29 protein-coding genes, 2 tRNA genes and 1 pseudogene are annotated in these 25,563 nt (G+C 62.7%); 14 read left to right on the forward strand and 18 right to left on the reverse strand.

Annotation, left to right across the window (positions count from 1 at the left end):
* The first annotated feature begins 180 nt into the window (after nucleotides 1-180).
* Entirely contained in the window at nucleotides 181-1,431 is a 1,251-nt protein-coding gene (locus tag BSG19_RS07885) for an amidohydrolase family protein (protein ID WP_092986536.1), read from the forward strand.
* A 42-nt stretch (nucleotides 1,432-1,473) separates the two neighbouring features.
* Nucleotides 1,474-1,977, forward strand: coding sequence for a nucleoside deaminase (locus BSG19_RS07890; protein ID WP_092986538.1), 504 nt, complete (start codon nucleotides 1,474-1,476; stop codon nucleotides 1,975-1,977).
* A gap of 81 nt (nucleotides 1,978-2,058) precedes the next feature.
* Here the strand turns inward: BSG19_RS07890 and BSG19_RS07895 are convergent.
* The 10 genes and pseudogenes from BSG19_RS07895 to BSG19_RS07940 all read right to left on the reverse strand — a co-directional run bounded on the left by BSG19_RS07895 (nucleotide 2,059) and on the right by BSG19_RS07940 (nucleotide 8,820).
* Nucleotides 2,059-2,134, reverse strand: a tRNA-Phe gene (locus tag BSG19_RS07895).
* Nucleotides 2,135-2,400: 266 nt separating this feature from the next.
* A pseudogene (gene yacG, locus BSG19_RS07900) lies at nucleotides 2,401-2,616 on the reverse strand (DNA gyrase inhibitor YacG); the annotation flags it as partial.
* A 76-nt stretch (nucleotides 2,617-2,692) separates the two neighbouring features.
* Nucleotides 2,693-3,313, reverse strand: a complete 621-nt coding sequence (locus BSG19_RS07905) for a Maf-like protein (RefSeq protein ID WP_092986542.1) — start codon at nucleotides 3,311-3,313, stop codon at nucleotides 2,693-2,695.
* 259 nt (nucleotides 3,314-3,572) lie between these two features.
* Nucleotides 3,573-3,791 (reverse strand): translation initiation factor IF-1, encoded by a 219-nt coding sequence (gene infA, locus BSG19_RS07910; protein WP_004435948.1) that lies wholly within the window; start codon nucleotides 3,789-3,791, stop codon nucleotides 3,573-3,575.
* 250 nt (nucleotides 3,792-4,041) lie between these two features.
* Nucleotides 4,042-4,458 (reverse strand): arsenate-mycothiol transferase ArsC, encoded by a 417-nt coding sequence (locus BSG19_RS07915; protein ID WP_244529138.1) that lies wholly within the window; start codon nucleotides 4,456-4,458, stop codon nucleotides 4,042-4,044.
* A gap of 63 nt (nucleotides 4,459-4,521) precedes the next feature.
* Entirely contained in the window at nucleotides 4,522-4,998 is a 477-nt protein-coding gene (locus tag BSG19_RS07920) for a UPF0262 family protein (RefSeq protein ID WP_092986546.1), read from the reverse strand.
* Nucleotides 4,995-6,299 (reverse strand): histidinol dehydrogenase, encoded by a 1,305-nt coding sequence (gene hisD, locus BSG19_RS07925; protein ID WP_092986548.1) that lies wholly within the window; start codon nucleotides 6,297-6,299, stop codon nucleotides 4,995-4,997. The genes BSG19_RS07920 and hisD overlap by 4 nt, the downstream gene beginning before the upstream one ends.
* A gap of 133 nt (nucleotides 6,300-6,432) precedes the next feature.
* Nucleotides 6,433-6,888, reverse strand: coding sequence for a DUF2948 family protein (locus tag BSG19_RS07930; protein ID WP_092986550.1), 456 nt, complete (start codon nucleotides 6,886-6,888; stop codon nucleotides 6,433-6,435).
* A gap of 132 nt (nucleotides 6,889-7,020) precedes the next feature.
* Complete coding sequence (gene murA / locus BSG19_RS07935; RefSeq protein WP_092986552.1) at nucleotides 7,021-8,313, reverse strand: UDP-N-acetylglucosamine 1-carboxyvinyltransferase; 1,293 nt, start codon at nucleotides 8,311-8,313, stop codon at nucleotides 7,021-7,023.
* A 306-nt stretch (nucleotides 8,314-8,619) separates the two neighbouring features.
* Nucleotides 8,620-8,820, reverse strand: a complete 201-nt coding sequence (locus BSG19_RS07940) for a hypothetical protein (RefSeq protein WP_092986554.1) — start codon at nucleotides 8,818-8,820, stop codon at nucleotides 8,620-8,622.
* A 198-nt stretch (nucleotides 8,821-9,018) separates the two neighbouring features.
* Between BSG19_RS07940 and BSG19_RS07945 the strand changes: the two genes are divergently transcribed.
* Nucleotides 9,019-9,093, forward strand: a tRNA-Thr gene (locus BSG19_RS07945).
* A 190-nt stretch (nucleotides 9,094-9,283) separates the two neighbouring features.
* Here BSG19_RS07945 and BSG19_RS07950 read toward each other — a convergent pair.
* The 8 genes from BSG19_RS07950 to BSG19_RS07985 form a co-directional block, all read right to left on the reverse strand.
* Complete coding sequence (locus BSG19_RS07950) at nucleotides 9,284-9,910, reverse strand: DUF2076 domain-containing protein (protein ID WP_092986556.1); 627 nt, start codon at nucleotides 9,908-9,910, stop codon at nucleotides 9,284-9,286.
* Nucleotides 9,911-10,059: 149 nt separating this feature from the next.
* Nucleotides 10,060-10,776, reverse strand: a complete 717-nt coding sequence (locus BSG19_RS07955; RefSeq protein ID WP_092932088.1) for a Bax inhibitor-1/YccA family protein — start codon at nucleotides 10,774-10,776, stop codon at nucleotides 10,060-10,062.
* 81 nt (nucleotides 10,777-10,857) lie between these two features.
* Nucleotides 10,858-11,643, reverse strand: coding sequence for an anti-sigma factor family protein (locus tag BSG19_RS07960; protein ID WP_092986558.1), 786 nt, complete (start codon nucleotides 11,641-11,643; stop codon nucleotides 10,858-10,860).
* Nucleotides 11,630-12,166: a sigma-70 family RNA polymerase sigma factor gene (locus BSG19_RS07965; RefSeq protein ID WP_092986559.1), complete on the reverse strand. Its 537-nt coding sequence runs from the start codon at nucleotides 12,164-12,166 to the stop codon at nucleotides 11,630-11,632. Before BSG19_RS07965 ends, BSG19_RS07960 begins: the two co-directional genes overlap by 14 nt.
* 418 nt (nucleotides 12,167-12,584) lie before the next feature.
* Nucleotides 12,585-12,974, reverse strand: a complete 390-nt coding sequence (locus BSG19_RS07970; protein ID WP_092986561.1) for a DUF930 domain-containing protein — start codon at nucleotides 12,972-12,974, stop codon at nucleotides 12,585-12,587.
* 138 nt (nucleotides 12,975-13,112) lie between these two features.
* Nucleotides 13,113-13,577: a YbaK/EbsC family protein gene (locus tag BSG19_RS07975; protein ID WP_092986563.1), complete on the reverse strand. Its 465-nt coding sequence runs from the start codon at nucleotides 13,575-13,577 to the stop codon at nucleotides 13,113-13,115.
* A gap of 117 nt (nucleotides 13,578-13,694) precedes the next feature.
* Complete coding sequence (locus tag BSG19_RS07980; protein ID WP_092986565.1) at nucleotides 13,695-13,883, reverse strand: hypothetical protein; 189 nt, start codon at nucleotides 13,881-13,883, stop codon at nucleotides 13,695-13,697.
* Between the two features lie 12 nt (nucleotides 13,884-13,895).
* Nucleotides 13,896-14,150, reverse strand: coding sequence for a GlsB/YeaQ/YmgE family stress response membrane protein (locus BSG19_RS07985; RefSeq protein WP_092932100.1), 255 nt, complete (start codon nucleotides 14,148-14,150; stop codon nucleotides 13,896-13,898).
* Between the two features lie 748 nt (nucleotides 14,151-14,898).
* Here BSG19_RS07985 and BSG19_RS07990 point away from each other — a divergent pair.
* The 11 genes from BSG19_RS07990 to fliF all read left to right on the forward strand — a co-directional run bounded on the left by BSG19_RS07990 (nucleotide 14,899) and on the right by fliF (nucleotide 25,400).
* The gene (locus BSG19_RS07990) at nucleotides 14,899-16,521 is read left to right on the forward strand and encodes a methyl-accepting chemotaxis protein (protein ID WP_244529139.1); all 1,623 of its coding nucleotides are present in this window, start codon (nucleotides 14,899-14,901) and stop codon (nucleotides 16,519-16,521) included.
* 127 nt (nucleotides 16,522-16,648) lie between these two features.
* Nucleotides 16,649-16,942 (forward strand): STAS domain-containing protein, encoded by a 294-nt coding sequence (locus BSG19_RS07995; protein WP_092932104.1) that lies wholly within the window; start codon nucleotides 16,649-16,651, stop codon nucleotides 16,940-16,942.
* Between the two features lie 2 nt (nucleotides 16,943-16,944).
* Nucleotides 16,945-17,310, forward strand: a complete 366-nt coding sequence (cheY1, locus tag BSG19_RS08000; RefSeq protein ID WP_062470377.1) for a chemotaxis response regulator CheY1 — start codon at nucleotides 16,945-16,947, stop codon at nucleotides 17,308-17,310.
* 24 nt (nucleotides 17,311-17,334) lie between these two features.
* The gene (locus BSG19_RS08005) at nucleotides 17,335-19,620 is read left to right on the forward strand and encodes a chemotaxis protein CheA (RefSeq protein ID WP_092986569.1); all 2,286 of its coding nucleotides are present in this window, start codon (nucleotides 17,335-17,337) and stop codon (nucleotides 19,618-19,620) included.
* Between the two features lie 3 nt (nucleotides 19,621-19,623).
* A complete protein-coding gene (locus tag BSG19_RS08010; RefSeq protein WP_092986571.1) occupies nucleotides 19,624-20,091 on the forward strand; it encodes a chemotaxis protein CheW in 468 nt (155 codons plus the stop codon).
* Nucleotides 20,088-20,996 carry a protein-glutamate O-methyltransferase CheR gene (gene cheR / locus BSG19_RS08015; protein WP_092986573.1) on the forward strand — a complete coding sequence of 303 codons (909 nt, stop codon included), beginning with the start codon at nucleotides 20,088-20,090 and terminating at the stop codon, nucleotides 20,994-20,996. Before BSG19_RS08010 ends, cheR begins: the two co-directional genes overlap by 4 nt.
* Nucleotides 20,993-22,054, forward strand: a complete 1,062-nt coding sequence (locus tag BSG19_RS08020; RefSeq protein WP_092986575.1) for a protein-glutamate methylesterase/protein-glutamine glutaminase — start codon at nucleotides 20,993-20,995, stop codon at nucleotides 22,052-22,054. The genes cheR and BSG19_RS08020 overlap by 4 nt, the downstream gene beginning before the upstream one ends.
* Complete coding sequence (locus BSG19_RS08025; RefSeq protein ID WP_062470356.1) at nucleotides 22,055-22,444, forward strand: response regulator; 390 nt, start codon at nucleotides 22,055-22,057, stop codon at nucleotides 22,442-22,444.
* A complete protein-coding gene (gene cheD / locus BSG19_RS08030; protein ID WP_092986577.1) occupies nucleotides 22,441-22,995 on the forward strand; it encodes a chemoreceptor glutamine deamidase CheD in 555 nt (184 codons plus the stop codon). Before BSG19_RS08025 ends, cheD begins: the two co-directional genes overlap by 4 nt.
* Before the next feature lie 41 nt (nucleotides 22,996-23,036).
* On the forward strand, nucleotides 23,037-23,426 hold the full coding sequence (locus BSG19_RS08035; protein ID WP_092986579.1) for a chemotaxis protein CheT: 390 nt from the start codon (nucleotides 23,037-23,039) through the stop codon (nucleotides 23,424-23,426).
* Between the two features lie 291 nt (nucleotides 23,427-23,717).
* The gene (gene fliF / locus BSG19_RS08040) at nucleotides 23,718-25,400 is read left to right on the forward strand and encodes a flagellar basal-body MS-ring/collar protein FliF (protein WP_092986581.1); all 1,683 of its coding nucleotides are present in this window, start codon (nucleotides 23,718-23,720) and stop codon (nucleotides 25,398-25,400) included.
* The last annotated feature ends 163 nt before the right edge of the window (nucleotides 25,401-25,563 follow it).

Raw genomic sequence — 25,563 nt, forward strand, 5'->3', positions numbered from 1 at the left:
CCGCCGCGCTCCCGCGCGAAACCCTTGGCTGCGTCTCCCTTGGCTGCATAATGCGGGGCTGATGCGCCGGACGTTTCCGTGGATTGCTGACTGCTCATCGGTTCATTGCCATCTTCGGCCTTGCGTTCCCGCGAAAACCCGTTTCAACTTCGCCAACCCCTTGGCGATCGCGAGGCAACAATGACCATCGATTTCGTGATCCGCAATGCTCGCCTGCAGGCGAGAGACGGTATCACCGATATCGCCTTCGAAAACGGCGTGATCGCCGGCATCGCCGATAGCGCGGCAAGATCCTTCGTCTGCGATGCGCCTGGGCGTGATGCCAAGGGCAATTTCCTCTGCCGCGGGCTCGTCGAAACCCACCTGCATCTCGATAAGGCCGGCATCATCGGCCGATGCACACTTTGCACCGGCACGCTGGCGGAGGCTGTCGCGGAGACTTCCCGCGCCAAGGCTGCCTTTACTCAGGCTGATGTATACGCCCGGGCCGCTGCCGTCGTGGAGCAGGCCATCGTCAATGGAACGAACCGCATCCGCACCTTTGTGGAGATCGATGGACGCGCCGGCTTCCGCTCCTTCGAGGCGATCAAGCAGGTTCGCATCGACTATCGCGCGCTCATCGACATCGAAATCTGCGCCTTCGCGCAGGAAGGCCTGACCAACGATCCCGGCACGCTGGGGATGCTCGACGAGGCTCTGCGGTCCGGTGCCGATCTTGTTGGCGGCTGTCCCTATACCGATCCTGATCCGCAAACGCATATCGCCGCCATCTTCGATCTTGCCGAACGCCACGGCGTGCCCGTCGATTTTCATCTGGATTTCGATCTGGACACCGAAGGGTCCAATTTACCCAAGGTTATCGCGGAGACGCTCGGGCGCGGCTATCAAGGCAGGGTCTCCATCGGTCATGTCACCAAGCTTTCCGCCATGCCACCGGAGGCATTTTCAAAGGTCGCCCTTAAGATTGCGGAAGCCGGCATTGCCGTCACGGTCCTGCCCGCCACCGATCTTTTCCTCACCGGCCGCGCCGCGACCCATCTCGTTCCGCGCGGGGTGACGCCGGCCCACCGTCTCGCAAGCTTCGGCGTGCTCACGACCATTTCCACCAACAATGTGATGAATCCTTTCACACCCTTTGGCGACCTGTCGCTCCTGCGCATGGCCAATCTTTACGCGAATGTCGCACAACTCGGTACCGAGCAGGCTCTCGCAGGCGTATTCGATATGATCACGGTCAATGCGGAACGCCTGCTCGGCCTCGATGCCCTGCCGCCGGCCATCGGCGATCCCGCCACGCTTGTCCTCCTGTCAGTGCCGTCAGCTGCACAGGCCATAGCTGGCCCCGCGACGGCCACTGCCGCCTGGAAGAACGGCCGCCAGACGTTCGAGCGCCCGACACCCCAGCTTTTCCGCCTTGTCCCGACAGCGTAGACGTCCGGGAGAAGCACGTCACCGGAGATCAAGGAGACCACCATGAGCGACCAGCCACCGGCGAGCCAGCCTTTGACAGAAGCAGAGGCCCGCCTGCTGCGACAAACTTTCGACATCGCACGCCGTGCGCAAACCCATGGCAACATGCCCTTCGGCGCTCTTCTGACAGGCCCGAATGGGGACATACTAATGGAGATGGAGAACGGCTACTTCCCGGATCTCGACGCGACCGGCCATGCCGAACGCCTTCTCGCGACCGAAGCCTCAAAGCGCTACCGCGAACCCTTCCTCGCCGAGTGCACTCTCTATTCCTCGGCGGAACCCTGCGCCATGTGCGCCGGCGGCATCTACTGGACAGGGATCGGCCGTGTCGTCTACGGCCTCTCCGAACACGCTCTGAAGACCCTCACCGGCGACCACCCCGACAACCCCACCATGAACCTCCCCTGCCGGACCGTCTTTGCCGCGGGACAGAAAGAGATTGCGGTTCTAGGCCCGTGTCTAGAGGACGAGGCCAGCGACGTGCACAAAGGAGCTTGGGGCTGAGGAGCCGCACGGTCTCGGCAGCCGAATGAACGAAATCGATGACCCGCCAGAACGCGATACTCATGTCTAACTTGGAGAAAATGGTGCCCGGAGGCGGATTTGAACCACCGACACGCGGATTTTCAATCCGCTGCTCTACCAACTGAGCTATCCGGGCATACCGGCTTCGAAGGTCCTTGAAGACCGTGGGGCTTTGGTTTTCCCCGGGAAGCGAGCGGGGTTATAACATCTTGTTCGGAGGTGTCCAGCGTCAGATGGCGTTTTTCTGACAGAAAATGCGTTTCTGGATCAAGGTCTTGATAGAATTCAGCTTCTTCGGCCGTTTCATGGTGGGGAAGAGGCGCCAGCAGGCGCGTGATATCGGCGCGAGGGTCTTGTGGGCGGATCAATCGCGTTGGAATGTCGAGCGACAGGCATCACGACTTATTCGTCGTCGCGCGTGCCGCTCTGGAGCGTGTCGTCGGGATTGTCCTCGTCCTGCGAGACGGGGATGGCGTAGGCGCCGGTCAGCCAGCGGCTGAGGTCCAGGTCGCGGCAGCGGTTGGAGCAGAAGGGGTAGTGCTCACGGTGCGACGGGCGGCCGCATTCGGGGCAGGGCACGGTCTTGCGCAGCGGGGCGACGTTGGACGCGGGCTTGTCCGGTGAAGCTCCGGTATCGTTTGCGGGCTTGGAGCTTCTCGGTGTCTTCGGGGTGTCGTTGTCGTTGCTCATGGTGTCATCCTTCGAGCCAGGCGTCATGCACGTTGAAGCCCTCGCCGGAGAGGAGGGCAACGGTTTCGGTCAGGGGGAGGCCGACGACATTGGTATAGGAGCCGACGAGTTTTACGACGAAGCTGCCCGCGATGCCCTGAATGGCATAGCCGCCTGCCTTGCCGCGCCACTGGCCCGAGGCGAGGTAGCTCTCGATGTCGTGCGAGGTGAGGCGGCGAAAACGGACCTTCGTGTCCACGACCTTCTGCCGCACAGAGCCATCCGGGGTGATGAGGCAGATGCCGGTATAGACGCGGTGGCTGCGGCCGGAGAGAAGCGTCAATGCCGCCGTGGCCTCGCTGACACTCTCGGGTTTCTGCAGGATACGCCGGCCGACGCTGACGACGGTATCGGCCGCGAGCAGATAAGCGCCGCGTGCCTCGTCCATACCCTTGAGCACGGCTGCGGCGGCTCGCGCCTTCTCGACGGAAAGCCTCCAGGCAAGCGAACGCGGATGCTCGGTGCGCCGCGGGGACTCGTCGAGATCCATCGGCATCAATCGTTTGGGTTCGATACCGACCTGAGCGAGAAGTTCGACCCGGCGCGGCGAGCCGGATGCCAGAATAAGCGTCTGATCGTTTGCCATCGTCTGTCGTTTCCCGGATCTCTCCGCAAGGATCTCGACCGGAACCGGTTTCCAGGAACGAACCCTGCGGCATGTTTCGTTGCGGAGCAGCGTGGAGGAAGCCCACATAGCTTCAAAACAGTCAGTGCAAGGAAACAGCGCGTCTTCGAGGCCTCACTTCGCCGGAAGCATGGAAGGCGGGGCGAAAGCACGGTCGTCATCGAACGCCCGCCGATGGCAGCCGTTCCACCGCGATCGGTGCAAGCCGCTGCCGCCCGACTTACTTAAAGCGGTAGGTGATGCGGCCCTTTGTCAGGTCGTAGGGGGTCATTTCCACGAGCACCTTGTCACCAGCGAGAACGCGAATACGGTTCTTGCGCATGCGGCCGGCCGTGTGAGCGATGATTTCGTGTTCGTTCTCCAGCTTGACGCGGAACGTCGCATTGGGGAGCAGTTCGGTTACGACGCCCGGGAATTCGAGGACTTCTTCTTTCGCCATTGACGATTTGTCTTTCCGAGTTTCATGAAGGCACCAGGCCTCTTTAAAAAATTTGCCGGAAACTACACAATCACCGTCCGTTTGTGAACAGCGGCGTTCCGGTTTTCGATCTTTCCGTCAGCAACCGGGGTTCGGCAACGGCAAAACGGCGTCTTTCGACGCTGCAGGCCGGGCACGATGGCTTCGACGAGGGTCCGTGCGGCCGCCGGAGAACGCTTGTCCTCGCATGCGCGGCTGCGCGTGACCCGCTCTATGGCATCTTGCGCGGCGATTGTCCAAGCAAACGATGCCGGATGAGACTTTCCAGATGGTCGCGGACATCCCGATAGGCCGCGACGATCTGATCGCGCGTGCCGCGGGTGGCGGTCGGGTCCGCGGTCGGCCAGTATTCCACATCCACCGCCATGGAGCGCGTCAGCTCCAGCGCCGTGTGGTGCGCTTCCGGGGCAAGGGTGACGATCATGTCGAAATAATCGTCTTCGAGCTGATCCAGCGTATGCGGCTCATGGCGGCCGGCGGTCAGGCCCAGCTCGTCCAGCACGACATCGACGAAGGGATCCCGCTCTCCGGTCTTCACGCCGGCCGACGCGATATACGTGCCGGGCGGCAGTAGCGCCTTCGCCAGCACCTCGGCCATGGGCGAGCGGATGGCATTCATGCCACACATGAACAGCACCGACCGGGGTGGACTGGCGCCGTCGTCTCGCGGTTCAAGCCCCGGCGCCATCGTCTATCCCCGCCAGTAGAGCACGCAGACGAGGGTGAAGAGCCGGCGCGCCGTATCGAAGTCGAGCTTGATCTTGCCCGAAAGACGATCCATCAGCGTTTGCGAGCCTTCGTTGTGAATGCCACGCCGCCCCATGTCGATCGCTTCGATCTGGCTCGGCGTCGAGCTGCGGATCGCCTCGTAATAGCTTTCGCAGATCATGAAGTAATCGCGCACGATCCGGCGGAACGGGGTGAGTGACAGAATATGCGTGATGACGTCGCCGCCAGCCTCCGTCGTCACCACGAGCACGAGCTTGCTGTCCATCAGCGACAGTTTCAGCCGATAGGGCCCGCCATCGTGACCGAGCGGCTCGAAACTGTTCTCCTCGATCAGGTCGAAGATTGCGACCGCTCGCTCATGCTCCACATCGGGCGTGGAACGGCCGATCGTCTCGTCCAGCACCACGTCGCACAGCCGATAGGCGGGCACCTGGCTCATCCCGCCTCTCCGAGATTGAGCCGGATCGCGACGGAGCGCGCATGCGCTTCCAGTCCTTCCGCACGGGCAAGCGCGATGGCCGCAGGGCCAAGATCGCGCAGTTCGTCCGCGCCAAGCCGCAGGATCGAGGTGCGCTTCATGTAGTCGAGCACGCCGAGGCCGGAGGAGAAGCGCGCAGAGCGTGCGGTGGGCAGGACGTGATTGGATCCGCCGACATAATCCCCGATGACCTCTGGCGTATAACGCCCGACGAAGATCGCCCCGGCATTGCGGATCTGCGGGATCATTGCATCCGCATCGGCCAAAGCCAGCTCCAGGTGTTCGGCCGCAATCCGGTTGGCGAGTTCCGGCGCGGCGGCGAGATCCTCGACGAGGATGATGGCGCCGAAGTCGCGCCAGCTGCTGCGGGCGGTTTCGGCCCGGGGAAGGGTGGTGAGCTGGCGCTCCACGGCGCGCTCCACGGCATCGGCGAAGTCCACGTCATCGGTGATGAGGATCGACTGGGCGCCGGGATCGTGCTCGGCCTGCGCCAGAAGATCGGCGGCAATCCAGTCCGGGTCGTTATCCTTGTCCGCGATCACGAGCACTTCAGAAGGACCCGCGATCATGTCGATGCCGACGGTGCCGAACACCTGCCGCTTGGCGGCCGCGACATAGGCGTTGCCCGGGCCCATGATCTTGGCGACCGGCGCGATGGTGTCCGTGCCGTAGGCGAGGGCGGCGATGGCCTGCGCACCGCCGATCCGGTAGATCTCCGAGACGCCGGCCATGCGGGCCGCAGCCAGCACGGCGGGGTTGATGTTGCCCGCGAGCGCCGGCACCACCATGACCACGCGCGGCACGCCCGCGACCTTGGCCGGCAGTGCATTCATCAGCACGGAGCTCGGATAGCTCGCGGTTCCCCCGGGAACGTAGAGGCCGACGGCATCGATGGGCGTCCAGCGCGAACCGAGGCCGACGCCCATGGCATCGGTATAGATGTCGTCCTTCGGCAGCTGGCGGGCATGATGTGCTTCGATGCGCACGGCTGCGACCTTCAGCGCTCCGAGCACCTCTGAGGGCACGGCCTCGATGGCGGCATCCACCTCTTCGGCACGCACGGTCATGGCCGTCGTGGAGAGGTCGAGCTTGTCCCAGTTCAGCGTATATTCGGCCAGAGCCACATCGCCCCGCTCTCGAACGTCGGCGATGATCCGGCGCACGGCGAGATCGACATCTTCGGAGACCTCCCGCTTGGTGGTGAGAAAAGCCGCAAAAGCGGCCTCGAAATCGGAAGCGCGATGATCGAGGCGAATGGCCACTGGGTCTGGATCCTTCGTGTCGGCGGACGTCGTATGAGATGCGGGCCTATCAAGCGAACTGCGCCCTTCGGCTGGCAGCCGGATCTGGCCGCTCCCCGTCGGGCGAGGGCCCGCACCGTCTCAGCTCTCGGTGTCAGCTTTCCGGATGATAGGGCCTGAAAGCGGTTTCCCACGCCCCGCCCGTATCCGCAAGCTGTACCTCGATACATTCCACATTCAGTGCGATCGTCGCATCGCCGGCCAGCACCAGTTCCAGCACACCATCCGGACCTTCGCCGGTGGGCTCGAACCGCAAGGCGAGCAGCGACAGGACGGTATCCGTATCCGTTCGCGAGAAGCCGATGGAGCGCACGGATGTGACCCGGTGAAAACCAATGACGGCGCGACGGCGCTCGTTGGTCTTCTTCGCGCCTGCGCCCGTTTTCCCGCCAACCGTCTTTTCCCAGACGAACCGGTTTACGACGAGAGCAAAGCTGCCGGTTCGGGACGCATAGGAGATGCCCTCGACCTTGAAGACCGCATCCTGCACATGGGCGGAGATAATCTCGAGGTCCTGCGCGTCGAGCGCCATGAGCTTCAATGTGTCCATGCGATCCTGCCTGTGATCCAGCCTGCGGTCCTGCCTGTCAGGCCGTCGGGTTCCGTGGTCTGCAGCAGAGATAGGTCGCGGCCCGCTCTTGCGCAACGTGTCATCGCGCAACGGGCCACGACCCGGACGACATCAGTCGGTGACGCGCTCGACGATGGCGCCGCAGCGGGTCAGTTTCTCTTCGAGGCGCTCGAAACCGCGATCCAGGTGGTAGACGCGCGACACCATCGTATCGCCTTCGGCCACAAGGCCTGCAATGACGAGCGACACGGAGGCGCGAAGGTCGGTGGCCATGACCGGCGCACCCTTGAGGCGCGGTACGCCTTCGATCTTCGCCGTCTGACCCGACAGGGTGATGCGCGCGCCGAGGCGGGCGAGTTCCTGCACATGCATGAAGCGGTTCTCGAAGATCGTCTCGGTGATGTGCGACACCCCGCTGGAGCGGGTCATCAGGCCCATGAACTGCGCCTGCAGGTCCGTCGGGAAGCCGGGGAAGGGGTCTGTGACCACATCAACAGGCTTGATGCCGCCGCCGTTGCGATAGACCCTGATCCCGGTTTCCGTTGGTGTGATCTCCGCGCCCGCGCGGCGGATGGCTTCCAGCGCCGTATCGAGCAGGCTCGCATCGGTCCCTTCGAGAATGACGTCACCGCCGGTCATGGCCACGGCCATTGCGTAGGTTCCGGTTTCGATACGGTCGGGAAGGACCCGGTGGCGCGCGCCCGAAAGGGACGTGACGCCTTCGATGGTGATGGTCGAGGTGCCGGCGCCCGTAATCTTTGCGCCCATGGCGTTGAGGCAATTCGCCAGATCGACCACTTCCGGCTCGCGCGCGGCATTGCCGATCGTCGTCGTGCCGTTGGCGAGCGTTGCCGCCATCATCATGACATGCGTCGCGCCGACGGAGACTTTCGGGAAAACGTAGCGCGCGCCGATGAGCCCGCCCGTGGGCGCCGTCGCATTGATGTAGCCGCTGTCGATCTCGATGTTTGCGCCAAGCGCTGCGAGGCCTTCGATGAACAGGTCGACCGGCCGCGTACCGATGGCGCAGCCGCCCGGCAGCGACACACGGGCCTTGCCTTCGCGCGCCAGAAGCGGGCCGATGACCCAGAAGCTCGCCCGCATCTTGGAGACGAGCTCATAAGGCGCCGTGGTGTCGACGATGTTGCGGCAGGTGAAGTGGATCGTGCGGGCATAGCTTTCGCCCTGCCGCTCGCGTCGGCCGTTAACGGAGATATCGGCGCCGTGATTGCCCAGAATGCGGATCAGTTGCTCGACATCGGCCAGATGCGGCACGTTCTCCAGCGTCAGCGTATCGTCCGTGAGGAGCGATGCGATCATCAGCGGCAAGGCGGCATTCTTGGCGCCGGAAATCGGGATGATCCCGTGAAGCTCGTTGCCACCGGTAATTCTGATGCGATCCATGATCGGTCCTCGTCAGGGCGATAAAGCCCCTGAATGATAGATGTGCCGTTCGTCGGCAGGAAAGACGGCTTCCATAAAGCAAGCCAAGACAAATGAGAAGCGACCCGCAGGCACGGGGGCGCAAGCGGGTGTATGGGCGATGCTGCAGCCTGGGAAAGGATGCAGAACGTCTTTAAATGAAGGATTCGTCCGGATTTACGGCAGGATGCCGGTCTTCTCGACAATCGCAATGGCTTCGCCGGGGTTCTGACGCTCGATCTTCGCTCTTGGCGTGATTCGGCATCCCGGGCGCATTGCCGTTCGCGTCTATTCCTCCGCCTTGGCATCTCCCGGGCCGGTGAGTTCGTCGACGGGAACATCGCTCCCGACCGCCGGCAACCCGACGGCCTCATCCGCATCGCCTGCGCGCCGCGCGCGTCCCTGCTGTTTGCGACGCTGAAGGTTTTCCCGCAACGTCCGCGCCGCCCGTTCCCGTCGCGCCTGCGCCTGCCGCTCCGCCTCGCTCATCCCGTCGCTCCCGTACTCATCGCATTGCCGCCTTCCTACAAAATCGCGATGCTGCGCGAAAGCCGCTCAAAGCCTCGTCGTCACGCAAATCCAGCCAAACACAAGAAAACCGCCCCACCTGCCTTGCGCTCCCCGAAAACCTATGGCAATAGGCCCTCGCTCCGACACGGTCGCCAACACGCCGCCGCTGTCTTCAGTGCTGCTATAGCTCAGGGGTAGAGCACTCCCTTGGTAAGGGAGAGGCCGAGAGTTCAAATCTCTCTAGCAGCACCATTCTTCCCGTCGAATAAATCAAAGAGCCGTGCAAGCACACCTTAGCCATATGCGGCGCAGGATGATGCCGTTATCAGGTGTCGAGATGGCGTCCGTGCATGCCTGAGCGGTGATATGCAGCCGTGATCTCGCAAAAAGAGCCGGCTTTTGACCGGCTCTTTCTCATGCGCACACATATCGATCCCGGCGATCAGAAGTCCATATCGCCCATGTCGTCGCCCATGTCAGCTCCGACATCTTCTGCCGGTGCTTCCGCTTCGGCGGGCGTTTCCGCTGCGTTCGCTTCGCCGCCGGAGAACATGCTGCCGATGGCGCTGCCGATGAGCATGCCGCCGGCGACGCCCATGGCAGTCTGCGCGGCGCCCTGGAGGAAACCGCCGCCGCTGCGCTGGCCCTGCTGGGCGGCACCCTGGTTGCCCCACGGGCTATTTGGCTGGCCTGGCTGGTGCTGGCCCATGGCCGTGCCGGTTTGGCCATAGCCGGCTTGCTGCGGCGCCTGCTGTGCATAGGCGGTGGCGGGTGCCGCGCGGCGGGCAGGGGTGGCTTGGCTTCCGCCGCCGAACAGGCTGGAGAACAGCCCGCCGGAAGACCGGCTCGAGGACTGGCGTTCCAGTTCCTGGATGCGGCTCTCGGCTGCGGCAAGGGCCTGGTCCTGTACCACGATGGTCTGCGCCATCAGGTAGGGGGCCGTCGGCTGGGCCGCGATCTTCTGGCCGATGAAGGCATTGGCCTCCTGATCGAGCGGGCCGGATTGGCGCTCGACCTCGGCAATGCGGGAGAAAAGCCCGTCGATCGCCTGGCGGTCATTGCTGTCCATGGTGATGTGTCTCCGTGATATCATTGGCAACAAGGATGTTGCTGATCATGCGCAACGAAATTGTTGCAGGGGTCTGGTCGGATGGACACCCCTCCGGCCATCGGGGCCGGAAGGGAAGGTGCAGATGTCCCGGACGGGACGGTCGTTGACTATTCGCGCTCGCCGGTGAAGTTCAGCAGGAGCTGGAAGATGTTGACGAAGTTCAGGTACAGCGACAGGGCGCCGAAGACGGCGAGCTTCTGCTGCGATTCCTGGTCCATGTTCTCGGCGAACTGTTCCTTGATGTTCTGCGTGTCGTAGGCGGTGAGGCCGACGAAGACGACGATGCCGATGACCGAGATGGCGAACTGCAGGGCGGACGAGCCAAGGAAGATGTTGACGACCGAAGCGATGACGACGCCGATCAGGCCCATCATCAGGAACGAGCCCATCTTCGACAGGTCGGCCTTCGTCACATAGCCGTAAAGGCTCGTCGCGCCGAACATGGTCGCGGCGATGAAGAAGGTGCGCGCGATGCTCGTCCCCGTGAACACGAGGAACACGGAAGCCAGCGACAGGCCCATGACGGCGCAGAATGCCCAGAACATGGCCTGTGCGGCGCCGGCCGACATGGTCTGCAGGCGGAACGACAGGAACAGCACGAAGCCGAGCGGTGCCAGCATGACGACCCACTTCAGCGGCGTCTGGAAGATCGGCACGTAGAGCGCCGGCGTCGTGCCGACGATGAAGGCGACAAGGCCGGTGACCACGAGGCCGAGGCCCATATAGTTGTACACCCGCAGCATATGCTGGCGCAGTGCCTGATCGAGAAAGGCGCCGCTCTGCGCTGTTGCGCCATAGCGGGGGCCGGGATTGCTGAAGCTCATCGAGGTTCTCCTTGATAGATGAGAAAGAGAGATGGGATAGATAAGAAAGAGGAAATGGCTCTGGCGCCGGAGAGCCAGAGGTCAGTAAAGGGTCTTGGACAGGCGCTCTGCCGTCTGTGCCAGTCTGGCATCGCCGGTCGTACGATCTGCCGCCGAAACCAGTGCATAGGCCACGTCGCCGATCTGCCAGTCCGCCGCCTCGACACCGTCGATGGCGTAGGTCTTGACCGGCCGCACTGAGAATGCCCCGGGACGCACGGCAAAGAGCGACATCTGCTCCTTGTCCGGCGTGCGGATCGCAAGCTCGACGCTCGGGCCGAAGCGGGAGGGAAACACCTGCACGTCCACCACCGTCCAGCTTTCGGGCAGGGCCGGCATGACGATCGCGGTCGCTGCGCGAATGTCCTCGCGATCGTAGGTATGCACCTCCGGCTGTGACGACATGGACTCGCGGATCTCAGCCGTGCGGTGGGCGCGCACAGCCTCTTCCACATGCGCCGGCGCCGGCTCGGATGCCACGACTTCGGTCACCTGAAACGGGCCGAAACTCGTGCTCGCGACCCAGCCGGCACCAACGAGCAGACCGACGGCTGCCACCTTCTGCAACTGCTGGCCGATACGCGGAAACCGCAGGCCGCTTTCCAGCCGGCGCGCCGCATCACGGGTCTGCCGCGTGCCGCCAGGATCGACGGTCGCCTGTAGCGACAGACGCAGCTCGCCACGCAGGTGCAGATCGCCCATCACGCGGGCGGCGGCTTCCGGGTTCTGCGCCAGATGCGCCTCCACCTGAAGTCGCCGCTGCGGCGTCAGCTGGTTGTCCACATAAGCGTCGAGGTCGTTGTCGAGGATCGGGTCAGCCATGGTCATTGTCGGTGCCTCCAACGATCTTGAGGTGGGTCGGCGTGCGGTCTTCCTCGAAAGCGCGCAGGCGGGCCCGCGCGCGGGAAAGACGCGACATCAGCGTCCCCACGGGAATATCGAGAACGCGCGCGGCGTCCTGGTAGGACATCTCATCGATGGCGACGAGATGAAGTGCTGCGCGCTGCTCTTCGGGAAGGCTGAAGAACGCTTCGCGCAGCTGCCCGAGACGAACGACATCTTCCGCGCCGCCATGATGCAGGCCTTGCGAAAGAAGTGCCGCTTCCTCCACGCGCCGCGTCTGCGAGCGCTTGCGGCGCAGGCTGTCGATATGCGTGTTGTGGAGGACGGACATCAGCCATGTCCGCAGGTTCGCACCCTGTCGAAAGGTCGGCCGGCGTTCATAGGCGCGCATCAGAGCGTCCTGCACGAGATCCTCGGCGTCGTCGGGATTGCGCACGAGCGAACGGGCATAGCGCCGCAGAGCGCCAAGCTGGCCGATGACATCGAAGGGGCTTTTCCTGTCGTCCATGTGAGATATACGCATGGCGAAGGCACTCTATTCCATGCCTCTCGAATTATTTTTCGCAAGCGCGAGATAAGGCCGATGAAGGAGCCTCATAGCCTATGGACGGCGGTTCAGGCTGCTGTCATGAGGTTTATTAACGAGTTGATGATATGCTCATCAAATCATGGGGCCTTGAGCACCTGATAATGGACAGGCCTTGGAGGAGGTCGGTCCGTTAACGCGATACGTCGATCGGGAGAGATGGCGCGGGTATGCAGAGGCATCGACCGCGCTGGGGAGGAGTTGAACATGGCCACACATATGATGCGCACGCTGTTGAACACCATGGCGTTCCTTGCCGTCCTGACGGTTCTCGGTCTCTGGGCCGTCCTGTAAAGCGGAGCTCTACGGCGGTCCCGGAAACAAGCGTTATCGAAAGATCTCAGGGATAGAGATAGTGCCTCTCCCAGGCATCATGCGGGATCTGGCTGCCGATCTCGTATTTGAACGATCGCACGTCGATGTGATCCGGACCTGTGATGCAGCGAAACTTCAGCCGATACCATTCGCCCTGACTGCGAAAGACGGCGCCGGGCGCGGTTATCGTGTTGGTCCCGGTCACGGGATCGCCGAATGCATACGCGATGACCTTGTCGGGTCTATACTGCGTCTTGTCCTTGTTGATGCGCTCCATCGCTTCCGTATCGCAGCGCTGCTCCAGCCGTGTGGCGGGATCGAGTTTCTGGAACTGGCGAACGAGCGTCTGATCCATGGCGGCAGCCGAGGTGGCGGTGCATGCCGCCAGCAGAGCCGACAAGGCAATCCTGTTCATGCGTTGATTCTCTCACTATCGGTCGGAAACGCCTCTTCAAGGCAATTTTCTTGGCCATTCGATGGCTGAAAAAAGGCAAGAGCGCTGACCGTCGCGATTGCGCGTCTCGGAGGATGCTGGTGGATCCGCCTTATCCGTTCATGCCGAGGCCGTAACGTCGACCCACTCCGCTCCCGTGACAACGGCCATGCGCTCGGGCGAAATCCGCACGGCGGCATTGGTCGCACCTGCCGCCGGCACCACGATGTCGAAGGCGCGCAGCGAGATATCGCAATAGACCGAAAGCGGCCTGGGAAGGCCGAATGGGCAGACGCCGCCCACCGGATGGCTCGTCTCGGCTTCCACGTCGGCGAGATCGAGCATCCGCGCCTTGGTACCGAACCGTGCCTTGAATTTCTTATTGTCGATGCGCGCTTCACCGCCGGTGACGATCAGGATCACGTCGTCTTCGACCCTAAGCGCCAGCGTCTTGGCAATCTGCGCTGGCGCCACGCGATGTGCCGCCGCCGCCATGGCGACGGTCGCCGTGCTCTCGTCAAGGACGATGACCTCGAGGTCGGGAGCCTTCTCGGCGAGGAAAGCGGTTACGGAGGAAAGACTCATGAGGCTGTCCATTTTCTGAAAGGTTCGCCGTCGCCAGCCGCGTCGCCCTCACGCGACGCGCCGACACGAAAAGGCGGGCCGTTCAGCCCGCCTCCTGCATTGCCGTCATCGATTTTTTCAGTCGTCATTGCTCGCGTCAAGGTCTTCCGGGCGCGTGCCTTCCTGACCGTGCGGCAGGTAGCCGTGGCTCGTGAACCAGTTCTCGAGAATGGCGGCGATAGCGGCGTCACGGCTGTCGATTTCCGGGTGGTCGGAAATGAACGACGCGAGAGCCGCTTCGATCTTGGGGTCTGTCGTGCTGGACATGATGCCTCCGGCTCAGGCTCGTTTGATCACGCGGATGAGAACGAGCAGGATGATCGCGCCGAGCGTCGCGTGAATGATGGCAGCAAGAATGCCGCCGCCGATAACGAAGCCGAGACGCGGAAACAGCCAGCCTGCGATGAAGGCGCCGATGATGCCGACGATGATGTTGCCGAACAGGCCGAAGCCGAAGCCGGATACGATGAGGCCGGCAAGCCAGCCGGCCACGGCGCCGATCAGGAGGAAGATAAGGATGCTTTCGATACCCATGGATGGTTCCTTTCCGAATGGATGAACCATGAGATAGGGCAGCGCGCGCGCCGGGTTAGATCTTCAGCAACATGAAATGTGAAGAAGGTGATCGGCTCGGAAACGGCTCAGAGCACGCGCGAGGGCAGGGCCACACGGCCGTCATCGATGTTGAGAAGAACGGAAATGGCAACGAGCGTCAGGCATGCGATGAGGGTGGCGCTCAGTCCGAGAACAATCATTGCCCGTTTCCTTTTCGCGTCATCATCATGATGTCCGCTGGATCCTTTCCGGAAGACGCGCACCATGCCAGGACGACCTCATCGCGTCGTGCATGACGCGGTCGTCCGGGAGCTGAATGTCGCGCCGGAAGTGTGCTCTTTCTATGCGCGCGGAACCACCGCCACAATTGCGAGGAATGGGGGATGAAAACCTGTGCTGACAGGGCGTTGCGGCCTTTCTGCCACGTTCTTTCAGCGTTCTGTGGATTAAGGGGGCGGCGTTAACTTTCAAGCAAGGAATTAACCATAAACATGGTCCCTACACGTCGAAGCGGGGACCCCTTGTTCCCTCCCGGGCATGATGCCGATCCGACGAGCCGGTCCCAACCCGGTATGTGACGTTAACGGGCGCATGTTCCGTTTTCGAACAAGCAGGCATCATCTGGCGCCATCGGGCGCGCAATCTCATATCATTCGGCAGGCGGTGATGGTCACCGGTCCTGACGGGAGACATACCGGGACCGGGGACAATCGTGGGACAGGAAGCTGTGGCAGACCAGAATCGGAGGGCGCAGGCGGGAAGCCTGGTCGAGCGCCTGCGGTTTGCCGGGCTGGATTCCAGCGAAACCGACATCCTGCGCCGTCACCGCCAGGCTCTCCAGCCACAGGTCGATCTCGCTCTGCGTGATCTCTTCCAGCGCCTGCAGACATTCCCCGAAGCGTCTCGCCATTTCTCCAGCGACCGCCAGATCGACCGCCTGCACGACCTCCATGCCTCGCATTGGGGCGTGTTGACGGATGCGCGGTTCGACAGCCTCTATGCCGAGCGCGTCAAGGTGCTGGCCGATGCGGAAAGCCGCATGGGTCTCGATCCCCGCTGGCAGATCGCGGGCCACGGCGTCATTCTCGAGCGGCTGATCGTCTCCGCCATCGACGCGTTCTGGCCGAAATCCATGCTGTCGACCGGAAAAGGCAAGCAGCAGGAGCTGACGGATCTGGTCTCAGCCCTGATCCGCACCGTCTTTGTCGATACGGAAATCAGCGTCACCCTCCGCTTCAACGAGCAGCGCCAGACCCACCAGCGTCAGCTGGCGGAAACACGCGCATCCTCCGAAGCCGAGTTGCTGGCAGCTTTCACAGGCATCGCCGAGGCCCTGGCGGCGGGCGACGTCTCCGCCCGCACGCCGGCCGACGTGCCGGAGGCAGCCGTGCCGCTGGCCCGTTCGCTCGATGCAGCGCTCGACACGATCGAAGAGAACCTTCGTAATCTCGATGCCGGTATCTCCTCGTCTGCTGCCGCAAGCGACACGCTGACCGAGGGGACCGACCGCATGGGATCGGCCGCGCAGTCCGAAGCAGCGGCGCTGGATTCGGTCGCCGAACGGTTGGAAGCCCTGGTGGCACGGGTTCGCGAAAGCGCACGGGAAAGCTCCGCGGCCGAGAAGGCCGTTGCGGCGACGGGCCATTCCGTCGAGCGCAGTGGCGAAATCGCCGGCCTTGCGATTGCCGCCATGGCCGACATCGAATCCTCTGCCGAAAAGATCGGCCAGATCATCGGCGTGATCGACGAGATCGCCTTCCAGACCAATCTTCTCGCGCTGAACGCCGGTATCGAGGCCGCACGCGCGGGCGAAAGCGGTCGTGGCTTCGCGGTCGTCGCACAGGAAGTCCGGGCGCTGGCCCAGCGTTCCGGCGATGCGGCACGCGAGATCAAGCAGCTCGTCACCGGTACGAAGGCTCAGGTCGATGCCGGCGTCGAACGGGTAGGCCGAACACAGGCCGCTATCGGCGACATCGTCGAACAGGTCCACGGCATCCAGTCCGCCATCACCGGCATAGCCCGGCAGTCGGGCGAGGATCTGTCGAGCCTTGAAGACCTTCGCACCGAGATCGGCCGCTCCGGCCGCGCGCTTACAGGCCTGACCAGCGATGCCGAGCGGACGGCGGCTGCCGGCCAGACGGCCCGACTGGTCACGATCGAGCTCGGTAAAACCATTCGCCGCTTTACGCTGCGCTCGCCGAGCGCGGGCCCACGCGCGGCAGACAAGACGATGGCCGCCGCCACGCCGCCGCGACAGGCTCTGCCTGCGCAAGCGGCGAAAGCGGAGGCTTTTCTCGATGAAGAGGACGACATGGCTTTCGGGCGCGTGTCGGCATGGGGGCGATCATGACGATGCTCCCGGCTCTGCGTCCATGCCCGTTCCGCCTGCGTGACACCGGCCTTGCCGGTCACCGCAACGCGGACGGTTTCGTTCGACAGGTCAATCTCCTCCAGGTGACACAAGGAAAGGCGCCGTGATGGCCCCAAAGAAAGCCGCATCGAAGACGCTCAATCTCGCACCGGTCCTCGACCTGAACGAGGCCAGCGTCCTTCATCGCAAGCTGACAGAGATGCGTGGCAGCAACATCGTCATCGATGCCTCGGCCGTCGAGCGGGTCGGAGCGCTCTGCGTCCAGGTCCTGATGGCCGGCGCGAAAAGCTGGGAAGAGGACAAACACGCCTTCACCCTTTCCAAGGTGTCGGACGCTTTCACCAAAACGACGCAGCTCATCGGGGTCAATGTCGACCACCTGATGGCTAAGGAGATCTGAAAATGAAAAAGAAGGTTCTCACAGTGGACGATAGCCGGACCATCCGGAATATGCTCCTCGTGACGCTCAACAATGCCGGTTTCGAAACCATCCAGGCCGAAGACGGCATCGAAGGTCTCGAGGTCCTCGAAGACTGTAACCCCGACGTCATCGTCACGGACATCAACATGCCCCGCCTCGACGGCTTCGGCTTCATCGAAGGCGTGCGCCGCAACGAGAAGTACCGCGCCATCCCGATTCTGGTCCTGACCACGGAAAGCGACGCGGAAAAGAAGAACCGCGCTCGGCAGGCCGGAGCGACAGGCTGGATCGTCAAGCCCTTCGATCCGACCAAGCTGATCGACGCCATCGAGCGCGTAACCGCTTAAAACACCCTCGCCAGGATTCCAGCTATGGATATGAATGAAATCAAAGAGATCTTCTTCCAGGAATGTGAAGAACAGCTCGCAGAACTGGAATCCGGTCTCCTTCGTTTGAATGACGGGGATCGCGATCCGGAAACGGTCAATGCGGTCTTCCGGGCCGTTCACTCCATCAAGGGTGGCGCAGGCGCCTTCGGGCTGGACGATCTGGTCTCGTTCGCTCACGTGTTCGAAACCACGCTGGATTGCGTTCGCTCCAACAAGCTGGAACCCACCCAGGACGTTCTGAAAGTGATGCTCAAGTCGGCCGACGTTCTGGCCGACCTGACCAACTGCGCCCGCGACGGCGGCAGCGTCGATGAAGCGCGCTCCAAGCAGCTGATCCGTGAACTCGAAGCACTGGCGCACGGCACGCCACTCCCGGGAGCCGCAGAGGCTCCCGCGAAGACTGTGGCCAAGCCCGCAGCTGCCAAGCCCGCAACGGCAGCTCCGGCTCCGGTCGCCCCCAATGACGAAGGCTTCATGCCTGTCGCTTTCTCGTTCGATGACTTCGATCCTGACGCCGTGCCGGTCGAGGTGCCGACCTTCGAAATTTCCTTCAAGCCGAATGCGGATCTCTATCGCAAGGGCAACGAGGCTACGCTGCTTCTGCGCGACCTCTCGCGCCTTGGCGAGATGAGCATCCATTGCGACATGGACAGCCTGCCGTCTCTCGATGGGCTTAACCCGGAAGACGCCTATTTCTCCTGGAAGATTTCGCTCCGCACCGACAAGGGCGAAGATGCCATCCGCGGCGTGTTCGAATTCGCCGAATGGGACTGCGAACTCGCGATCGCCGAGCTTGCCGAAGGCGAACAGCCGGAAGCGGTCGAAGGCGAAGCCCCGATGCAGGCCGTTCCCTTCGATCTGTCGATCCTCGATGAGGAGCCCGAACATCCCCTCGGCGTTGTCGAGGAAGAAGAGCAGATCGCAGCCGGCGAACGTGAGGCCGCTGTCACGGCGCTCGAAACGGCCAGCAACGTCCTCAACCTTGCCAGCGCCGCCGCCAAGGCAGCGGACGCGAAACAGGCGCCGGCCAATGCCGCCAGCGCCCAGCAGGCTGCGGCCGCAGGCCAGACGATCCGCGTCGATCTCGACCGTGTCGATCGCCTGATCAACCTCGTCGGCGAGCTTGTCATCAACCAGGCGATGCTCTCGCAGAGCGTCATCGAGAACGATGCCAACGGAACATCGTCGATCAACATGGGCCTCGAGGAGCTGCAGCAGCTCACCCGCGAGATCCAGGACTCGGTCATGGCCATCCGTGCCCAGCCGGTGAAGCCCGTCTTCCAGCGCATGGCCCGTACCGTGCGCGAAATCGCCGATATCACCGGCAAGTCGGTTCGCCTCATCACCGAGGGCGAGAACACCGAAGTCGACAAGACCGTCATCGACAAGCTGGCCGAACCGCTGACGCACATGATCCGCAACGCGGTCGATCACGGCCTGGAAATGCCGGAGAAGCGCATCGCGCTCGGCAAGAACCCGGAAGGCACCGTCCGCCTGACCGCCAAGCATCGTTCTGGCCGCATCATCATCGAGCTTGCCGACGACGGCGCCGGCATCAACCGTGAACGCGTCCGCCAAAAGGCGATCGACAACGATCTGATCGCGGCCGATGCCAACCTGTCGGACGAGGAAATCGACAACCTGATTTTCCACGCCGGCTTCTCGACAGCCGAGAAGGTCTCCGACCTTTCCGGACGTGGCGTCGGCATGGACGTGGTCAAGCGCTCCATCCAGGCGCTCGGCGGACGCATCAACATCTCCTCGAAGCCCGGTCAGGGCTCCGTCTTCACCATGAGCCTGCCGCTGACGCTCGCCGTGCTCGATGGCATGGTGGTCACGGTCGCCAGCCAGACGCTGGTGGTGCCCCTGACGGCCATCGTCGAAACATTGCAGCCGGATGCCGCCTCGATCCATTCCTTCGGTGCGACGCAGCGCCTGATCTCGATCCGCAACTCCTTCTGCCCGCTGGTCGATGTCGGCCGGATCCTCAACTTCCGCGCCACTCAGGCCAATCCGGTCGAAGGTGTGGCACTGCTGGTGGAATCGGAAGGCGGCGGACAGCGCGCGCTGATGGTGGATGCGATCCAGGGCCAGCGTCAGGTCGTCATCAAGAGCCTTGAGGCGAATTACACCCATGTGCCCGGCATTGCCGCGGCGACCATTCTCGGAGACGGCCGTGTGGCGCTGATCCTGGACGTGGACGCCGTCGTCGCCGCCTCCCGCGGCCAGCCTCTCAGGCTGGAATCAGCCCTGTCCGCTGTGGGATAAGCCATGACGACGCTCGCAAACACCATGACCAGCGGTGCCCGCGAACTGATCGCCTTCAGAATCGGCGACCAGGAGTTCTGCGTCGATATCATGTCCGTGCGCGAGATCCGCGGCTGGACGCCTGCGACGCCGATGCCACATACGCCGGGCTACATGCTCGGCGTCATCAACCTGCGGGGTGCGGTCCTGCCGATCATCGATCTGGCAGCGCGCCTCGGAATGAACCCGGCCGAACCGACCGTTCGGCATGTCATCATCGTCGCTCAGTCCGGACAGAAAATCGTCGGACTGCTGGTCGAGGCGGTGTCCGACATACTGAGCGTGACGAACGACATCATACAGCCGACGCCCGATGTCAGTTCCGACTTCGAGCGAACCTTTGCCCGCGGCGTTCTGGCCATCGATAAGCGCATGATCTGCCTGATCGAACTGGACGCCGTATTCCCTCACCAAGAAAGCGAAGCCGCATGAGCAGAATGGCCGCCTTCGACACGAAAGCGTCGCCCGACGAGTGCCTGGCCAGCGGCGAATACCCGCTGACTCGCCGCGATCTTTCCGAGATCGCAGCGATGATCTATGCGGATGCCGGCATCTATCTGAACGAGACCAAGGCCTCGCTCGTCTATTCGCGTCTGTCGAAACATATTCGCAATCTTGGGCTCAGCGGGTTCCGCGAGTACTGCAATCTCGTGTCGTCTCCGGCGGGTTCCGCCGAGCGCCGGGACATGCTTTCGCACCTGACCACCAATTTCACGCGGTTCTTCCGCGAGAACCACCATTTCGAGCATCTGCGCGACACGGTCCTGCCCGGGCTGATCGCGCGTGCCAAGGCTGGCGGCCGCGTGCGCATCTGGTCGGCGGCCTGTTCCGACGGGCAGGAGCCTTATTCGATTGCCTTGACGATCCTGTCGATCCTCCCCAATGCGGCGGAATACGACATCCGCGTTCTGGCGACCGATATCGACCCGAAGATCCTCGCGATCGCCCGGGCCGGCGCCTACGACGTCAATGCGCTGGAAACAGTCACGCCGCAGATGCGCAAGCAGTTCTTTTCGCAGACCTCGGTCAACGGCCGCGAGAAGTGGCAGATCGACGACAAGGTCAAGCGGCTCATCACGTTCAACGAACTGAACCTCATGGCGCAGTGGCCATTCAAGGGTCCGTTCGATGTGATCTTCTGCCGCAACGTCGTCATCTATTTCGACGAGCCGACCCAGATGAAGATCTGGTCGCGGTTCTCGACCATGCTCGACGGGGGAGGGCACCTCTATATCGGTCACTCCGAGCGCGTCTCCGGCGATGCCAAGGCCGTGTTCGACAATATCGGCATCACCGCCTACCGCTACACCGGCAAGCATGCGGGGGGCCGCTCATGACCGCGCCCGCCCGTGTCCTCGTCGTCGATGACAGCGCCACCATGCGCGGTCTGATCACGGCCATCCTGAATGCCGATCCCGCCGTCAGCGTCGTCGGTCAGGCAGCCGATGCCATTCAGGCGCGTCAGGCCATCAAGGATCTCGATCCCGACGTGGTCACGCTCGACATCGAGATGCCCAACATGAACGGTCTCGAATTCCTCGAGAAGATCATGCGGCTGCGCCCGATGCCCGTCATCATGGTCTCGACGCTGACGCACAAGGGCGCGGAAGCCTCGGTCGCAGCGCTTGAGATCGGCGCCTTCGACTGCGTCGGAAAGCCGTTGCCGGGCGATCCGCATCCTTTCAGCGACCTTGCCGAAAAGGTAAAGGCCGCGGCGCGCTCGCAGCGCAAGTTCATCATATCCGGCAACAAGGTCGCGGCGCCGAGTGCCGCGAACACCAATGCGACGGCGGTCGACTACCGCGCCGCCCGCCGGATCATCGCCATCGGGTCCTCCACCGGGGGGGTGGAGGCCCTGATCAACGTCTTGCAGAAGTTTCCGAAAAACTGCCCGCCGACGGTGATCACGCAGCATATGCCGGTCACCTTCACGAAGAGCTTTTCGGAACGTCTCAACCGGCTTTGTGCCCCGACGGTCGAAGAGGCCTTCGACGGTGCACGGCTTGAGATCGGCAAGATCTACCTCGCCCCAGGGGGCGATCGTCACCTCCAGGTGGTCAATCCGTCGGCACCGACCTGCCGGCTGGTCGACCGGGAGCCTGTCAACGGACATCGCCCGTCCGTCGACGTTCTGTTCGATTCCGTGGCGGATCTCGCCGGACGCAACGGCATTGGTGTCATCCTGACGGGCATGGGGCGCGATGGCGCCTCGGGCCTTCTCCGGATGCGCCAGGCCGGTGCCCGGACGTTCGGCCAAAATGAAAAGACCTGTGTGGTCTATGGAATGCCGAGGGTGGCCTACGAGATAGGTGCCGTCGAAATGCAACTGCCCCTCAACTCCATCGGGGAGGAAGTTCTAAAATGCGCCGCGACCCGAAGGGAAGGAACTGAATAAATGTCTATCGCCGAAAAAATCAAAGTGCTGATCGTTGACGATCAGGTCACCAGCCGGCTCTTGCTGGGCGAAGCTCTGCAACAGCTGGGCTTCAAGCAGATCACCGTTGCCGCCGATGGCGAGCAGGGGGCCAAGATCATGGCGCAGCAGCCGCATCATCTTGTGATCTCGGATTTCAACATGCCGAAGATGGATGGTCTTGGCCTGCTTCAGGCAGTTCGCACCAATCCTGCGACCAAGAAAGCCGCCTTCATCATGCTGACGGCTCAGGGTGACCGTGCCCTCGTCACCAAGGCAGCGGCGCTGGGCGCCAACAACGTGCTGGCGAAACCCTTCACCATCGAAAAGATGCGGGCGGCGATCGAAGCCGTGTTCGGAGCACTCAAATGACCCTAGACGCTGCGGTTAAGCGCGTGCATGTCATCCAGGGCGAGTACAAGGTCGTCACGGACCCGGACGTGGTTCTTTCGACAATTCTCGGATCCTGCGTGGCAGCCTGCATGCGTGATCCCGTGGCAGGCGTGGGCGGCATCAATCATTTCCTGCTGCCCGGTTCCGCCGAAGCAATGTCATCGGGAGGAGACGCCACGCGATATGGCGTCCATCTCATGGAATTGCTGATCAACGGACTCCTCAAGAAAGGCGCGCGGCGCGACCGTCTTGAGGCCAAGATCTTCGGCGGCGCCAAAACCATTGCACGCTTTTCAAACGTCGGTGAGCAGAATGCCCTGTTCGCCCGCCGCTTTCTGCAGGACGAAGGGATCCCCATCGTCGGCGAAAGCACGGGTGGCGAGCACGGCCGCAAGCTCGAGTACTGGCCGGTCAGCGGTCGGGCACGTCAATACGCCCTGACCGGCGTGGAGACCCAGAAGACTGTGGCTCAGGAACAGCGCCCGGTACAGGCTCCCAAACCCGCAGACAATTCGATCGAATTCTTTTAATCAGCAACCGCGTCGCCCGTCGCGCGGTCAGGGGACATCATATGCAGAGCGAGCGAAGAGAGCACCCCGGCAACATGGACGAGGCCCTGCCGGACGTGATGATGCGTGTCGTCTCGGAACTGCACGACGTCGCCTATCTCATCGAGCGGATCGAACCGATGCTCGGCGAGATCGCCGGCGATCCGCAAGTCAATGCGCCCCATCGCATCCAGGTGCTTCAGGGTATCGACCTTGCCGTCCAGAAGACGCGCGGGCTGGCCGAGTTCATCGACACCATCACTGCGGCGCTGCCGGAATCCTGGCTCGTCGATATCTCCACGGCGCTGAACCTCGTGAAGCTGGCGGATATGCAGAAGTCGCTCGCAAACGGCTTGCGCCACGGGCACTCGCAGCCGCTGACGGAAGCCGCCGGCGATTTCGAGGCGTTCTAGCGGAGCTGACTTTTCCGAGCCTGAAACAGCGTGAAAACGCACCTTCGGTTTCAGCCGAAGGGGCGTTTTCGCGTTTTAGACTCTTCCGAAATAGCAGGCCGCCTGGCGGAGAACGACAAGTTCGCGCAAGCTTCGCATCCTATTCTCCAAACGGGTCAGATGGATCTATGCCTGCATTTGCGAGCGTTTTCGCCAGATGCGGCCGGATCGGACCTTAATGTTGGGACTGCGCAATGAAGCTTCGTCCGTGCAATAGCGCGCGGTGAAGTGCGCTAGTGGGTGCGAAACAGAATGAATCTGTCAGAACAACTTTCGTCGGTCACGAAAAATCTGAAGAGCCTGGGGCAGGGCAAGCTGATCGCTTTGGCGGCAGCCGCTCTCGTAACGGTCGGTCTCGTTCTGGCAGCCGGGCTCTACGTCAACAAGCCGGCCTACGAAACGCTTTACGTCAACCTGGAATCAGGGGACCTGAACCAGGTCAGCATGGCGCTGGCCGAGGGCGGCATCGCCTTCGAGGTCGGCGCCGATGGCAAGAGCGTTCAGGTTCCTGTCGGCACCACCGGCAAGGCACGCCTGTTTCTCGCCGAGCGCGGCCTCCCCAACAGCGCCAATGCCGGTTACGAACTGTTCGACAATGTCGGCTCGCTCGGCCTGACGTCCTTCATGCAGGAAGTCACCCGGGTCCGCGCACTGGAAGGCGAAATCGCCCGTACCATCCAGCAGATCTCCGGCATCGCTTCCGCCCGCGTTCATATCGTGATGGCCGACCGCGGCAGCTTCCGCAAGACCGAGCAGAAGCCGACCGCCTCCGTCATGATCCGCGCCAGCTCGACCATCGGTCGCAATGCCGCAGCCTCCATTCGCCACCTTGTCGGTTCGTCCGTTCCCGGCCTTTCCATCGACGACGTGACCATTCTCGACAGCGCCGGTCAGCTGCTCGCCTCCGGCGACGATCCGCAGAATGGTGCGATGAGCCAGTCGCTCTCCATCGTCCAGTCTGTCCAGGGTGAAATCGAGAAGAACATCGACAAGGCTCTCTCGCCCTTCCTCGGCGTCGACAACTTCCGCTCCAGCGTTACAGCACAGCTGAACACCGACACGCAGCAGGTTCAGGAAACCACCTTCGATCCGGAATCGCGTGTCGAACGTTCGACGCGGGTCACGAAGGAAGAGCAGAAGTCGAGCCAGCAGCAGGCGGACAATGCCACGACCGTTCAGCAGAACGTGCCGCAGGCAGCCCCCAAGAGCGGCGGTTCCGGCCCGCAGTCGAACGACCAGGCCGAGAAGAAGGAAGAGCAGACCAACTACGAGATCAACTCGAAGACGATCGCCACCACCAAGAACAGCTACAAGGTCGAAAAGCTCTCCGTCGCCGTCGTCGTCAATCGCGGCCGTGTCGCTGCCATGGTTGGCGAGGGCGCTGACCAGGCGAAGATCGACACCTATCTCGCAGACATGCAGAAGATCGTGGCGTCAGCGGTCGGCATCGATGCTGCACGGGGCGACGTGGTGACGCTGACCGCCATGGACTTCGTCAATAACCAGCTGCTCGACGCGCCGGTCGAAGGTCCTGGCGTCATGGAAACGCTGACGCGCAACCTCGGTGGCATCATCAACGCGCTCGCCTTCATCACGGTCGCCGTCCTTGTGGTCTGGATGGGACTGCGTCCTCTGGCCCGCTCCATGGGCTTCGGCGGCCCGGGAACTCTCACCGAAACGGAGGCCGTCGGCCTGGAACTGCCCGACTTCTCGCCGGCCCCCGGGGGTGCTGCAGGTGGTGCGCTTATGGAAGGTTTCGGATCGGATTTCGGCTTCGACAGCACGGACGACCTGCTCAACCTTGGCGAAGACAGGGGCGACTTCAACCGCCGCGTCAAGGAAGGCCCGGAGCGGCGGCTGGCGCGCATGGTGGAGATCAACGAGGAACGCGCCGCCAAGATCCTGCGCAAATGGGTCGCAGAAAAAGCCGCCTGAGATCAAAAAACAAATCAAACGAAAAAATCCGCCCTTCCGGCGGATTTTTTTCGTTCAAGCCTGACAGTGACATGACAAAGAAACGGCGGAGGCTCACGCGCCCGTCGACCCGACTGGAAAGGTCATGGCTGACGCCGGCCGGAGTCTTCATGTCATTTGGCAT

Source organism: Rhizobium sp. NFR03, assembly GCF_900111275.1.
GTDB lineage: Bacteria > Pseudomonadota > Alphaproteobacteria > Rhizobiales > Rhizobiaceae > Ferranicluibacter.

Bases quoted from the DNA above. Each gene is read 5' to 3' on its own strand.
- BSG19_RS07885 (WP_092986536.1), top strand. From the start codon at position 181: ATGACCATCGATTTCGTGATCCGCAATGCTCGCCTGCAGGCGAGAGAC.
- BSG19_RS07890 (WP_092986538.1), top strand. From the start codon at position 1,474: ATGAGCGACCAGCCACCGGCGAGCCAGCCTTTGACAGAAGCAGAGGCC.
- BSG19_RS07905 (WP_092986542.1), bottom strand. From the start codon at position 3,313: ATGGCAAACGATCAGACGCTTATTCTGGCATCCGGCTCGCCGCGCCGG.
- infA (WP_004435948.1), bottom strand. From the start codon at position 3,791: ATGGCGAAAGAAGAAGTCCTCGAATTCCCGGGCGTCGTAACCGAACTG.
- BSG19_RS07915 (WP_244529138.1), bottom strand. From the start codon at position 4,458: ATGTGTGGCATGAATGCCATCCGCTCGCCCATGGCCGAGGTGCTGGCG.
- BSG19_RS07920 (WP_092986546.1), bottom strand. From the start codon at position 4,998: ATGAGCCAGGTGCCCGCCTATCGGCTGTGCGACGTGGTGCTGGACGAG.
- BSG19_RS07930 (WP_092986550.1), bottom strand. From the start codon at position 6,888: ATGGACACATTGAAGCTCATGGCGCTCGACGCGCAGGACCTCGAGATT.
- murA (WP_092986552.1), bottom strand. From the start codon at position 8,313: ATGGATCGCATCAGAATTACCGGTGGCAACGAGCTTCACGGGATCATC.
- BSG19_RS07940 (WP_092986554.1), bottom strand. From the start codon at position 8,820: ATGAGCGAGGCGGAGCGGCAGGCGCAGGCGCGACGGGAACGGGCGGCG.
- BSG19_RS07950 (WP_092986556.1), bottom strand. From the start codon at position 9,910: ATGGACAGCAATGACCGCCAGGCGATCGACGGGCTTTTCTCCCGCATT.
- BSG19_RS07955 (WP_092932088.1), bottom strand. From the start codon at position 10,776: ATGAGCTTCAGCAATCCCGGCCCCCGCTATGGCGCAACAGCGCAGAGC.
- BSG19_RS07960 (WP_092986558.1), bottom strand. From the start codon at position 11,643: ATGACCATGGCTGACCCGATCCTCGACAACGACCTCGACGCTTATGTG.
- BSG19_RS07965 (WP_092986559.1), bottom strand. From the start codon at position 12,166: ATGGACGACAGGAAAAGCCCCTTCGATGTCATCGGCCAGCTTGGCGCT.
- BSG19_RS07970 (WP_092986561.1), bottom strand. From the start codon at position 12,974: ATGAACAGGATTGCCTTGTCGGCTCTGCTGGCGGCATGCACCGCCACC.
- BSG19_RS07975 (WP_092986563.1), bottom strand. From the start codon at position 13,577: ATGAGTCTTTCCTCCGTAACCGCTTTCCTCGCCGAGAAGGCTCCCGAC.
- BSG19_RS07980 (WP_092986565.1), bottom strand. From the start codon at position 13,883: ATGTCCAGCACGACAGACCCCAAGATCGAAGCGGCTCTCGCGTCGTTC.
- BSG19_RS07985 (WP_092932100.1), bottom strand. From the start codon at position 14,150: ATGGGTATCGAAAGCATCCTTATCTTCCTCCTGATCGGCGCCGTGGCC.
- BSG19_RS07995 (WP_092932104.1), top strand. From the start codon at position 16,649: ATGGCCCCAAAGAAAGCCGCATCGAAGACGCTCAATCTCGCACCGGTC.
- cheY1 (WP_062470377.1), top strand. From the start codon at position 16,945: ATGAAAAAGAAGGTTCTCACAGTGGACGATAGCCGGACCATCCGGAAT.
- BSG19_RS08005 (WP_092986569.1), top strand. From the start codon at position 17,335: ATGGATATGAATGAAATCAAAGAGATCTTCTTCCAGGAATGTGAAGAA.
- BSG19_RS08010 (WP_092986571.1), top strand. From the start codon at position 19,624: ATGACGACGCTCGCAAACACCATGACCAGCGGTGCCCGCGAACTGATC.
- cheR (WP_092986573.1), top strand. From the start codon at position 20,088: ATGAGCAGAATGGCCGCCTTCGACACGAAAGCGTCGCCCGACGAGTGC.
- BSG19_RS08020 (WP_092986575.1), top strand. From the start codon at position 20,993: ATGACCGCGCCCGCCCGTGTCCTCGTCGTCGATGACAGCGCCACCATG.
- BSG19_RS08025 (WP_062470356.1), top strand. From the start codon at position 22,055: ATGTCTATCGCCGAAAAAATCAAAGTGCTGATCGTTGACGATCAGGTC.
- cheD (WP_092986577.1), top strand. From the start codon at position 22,441: ATGACCCTAGACGCTGCGGTTAAGCGCGTGCATGTCATCCAGGGCGAG.
- BSG19_RS08035 (WP_092986579.1), top strand. From the start codon at position 23,037: ATGCAGAGCGAGCGAAGAGAGCACCCCGGCAACATGGACGAGGCCCTG.
- fliF (WP_092986581.1), top strand. From the start codon at position 23,718: ATGAATCTGTCAGAACAACTTTCGTCGGTCACGAAAAATCTGAAGAGC.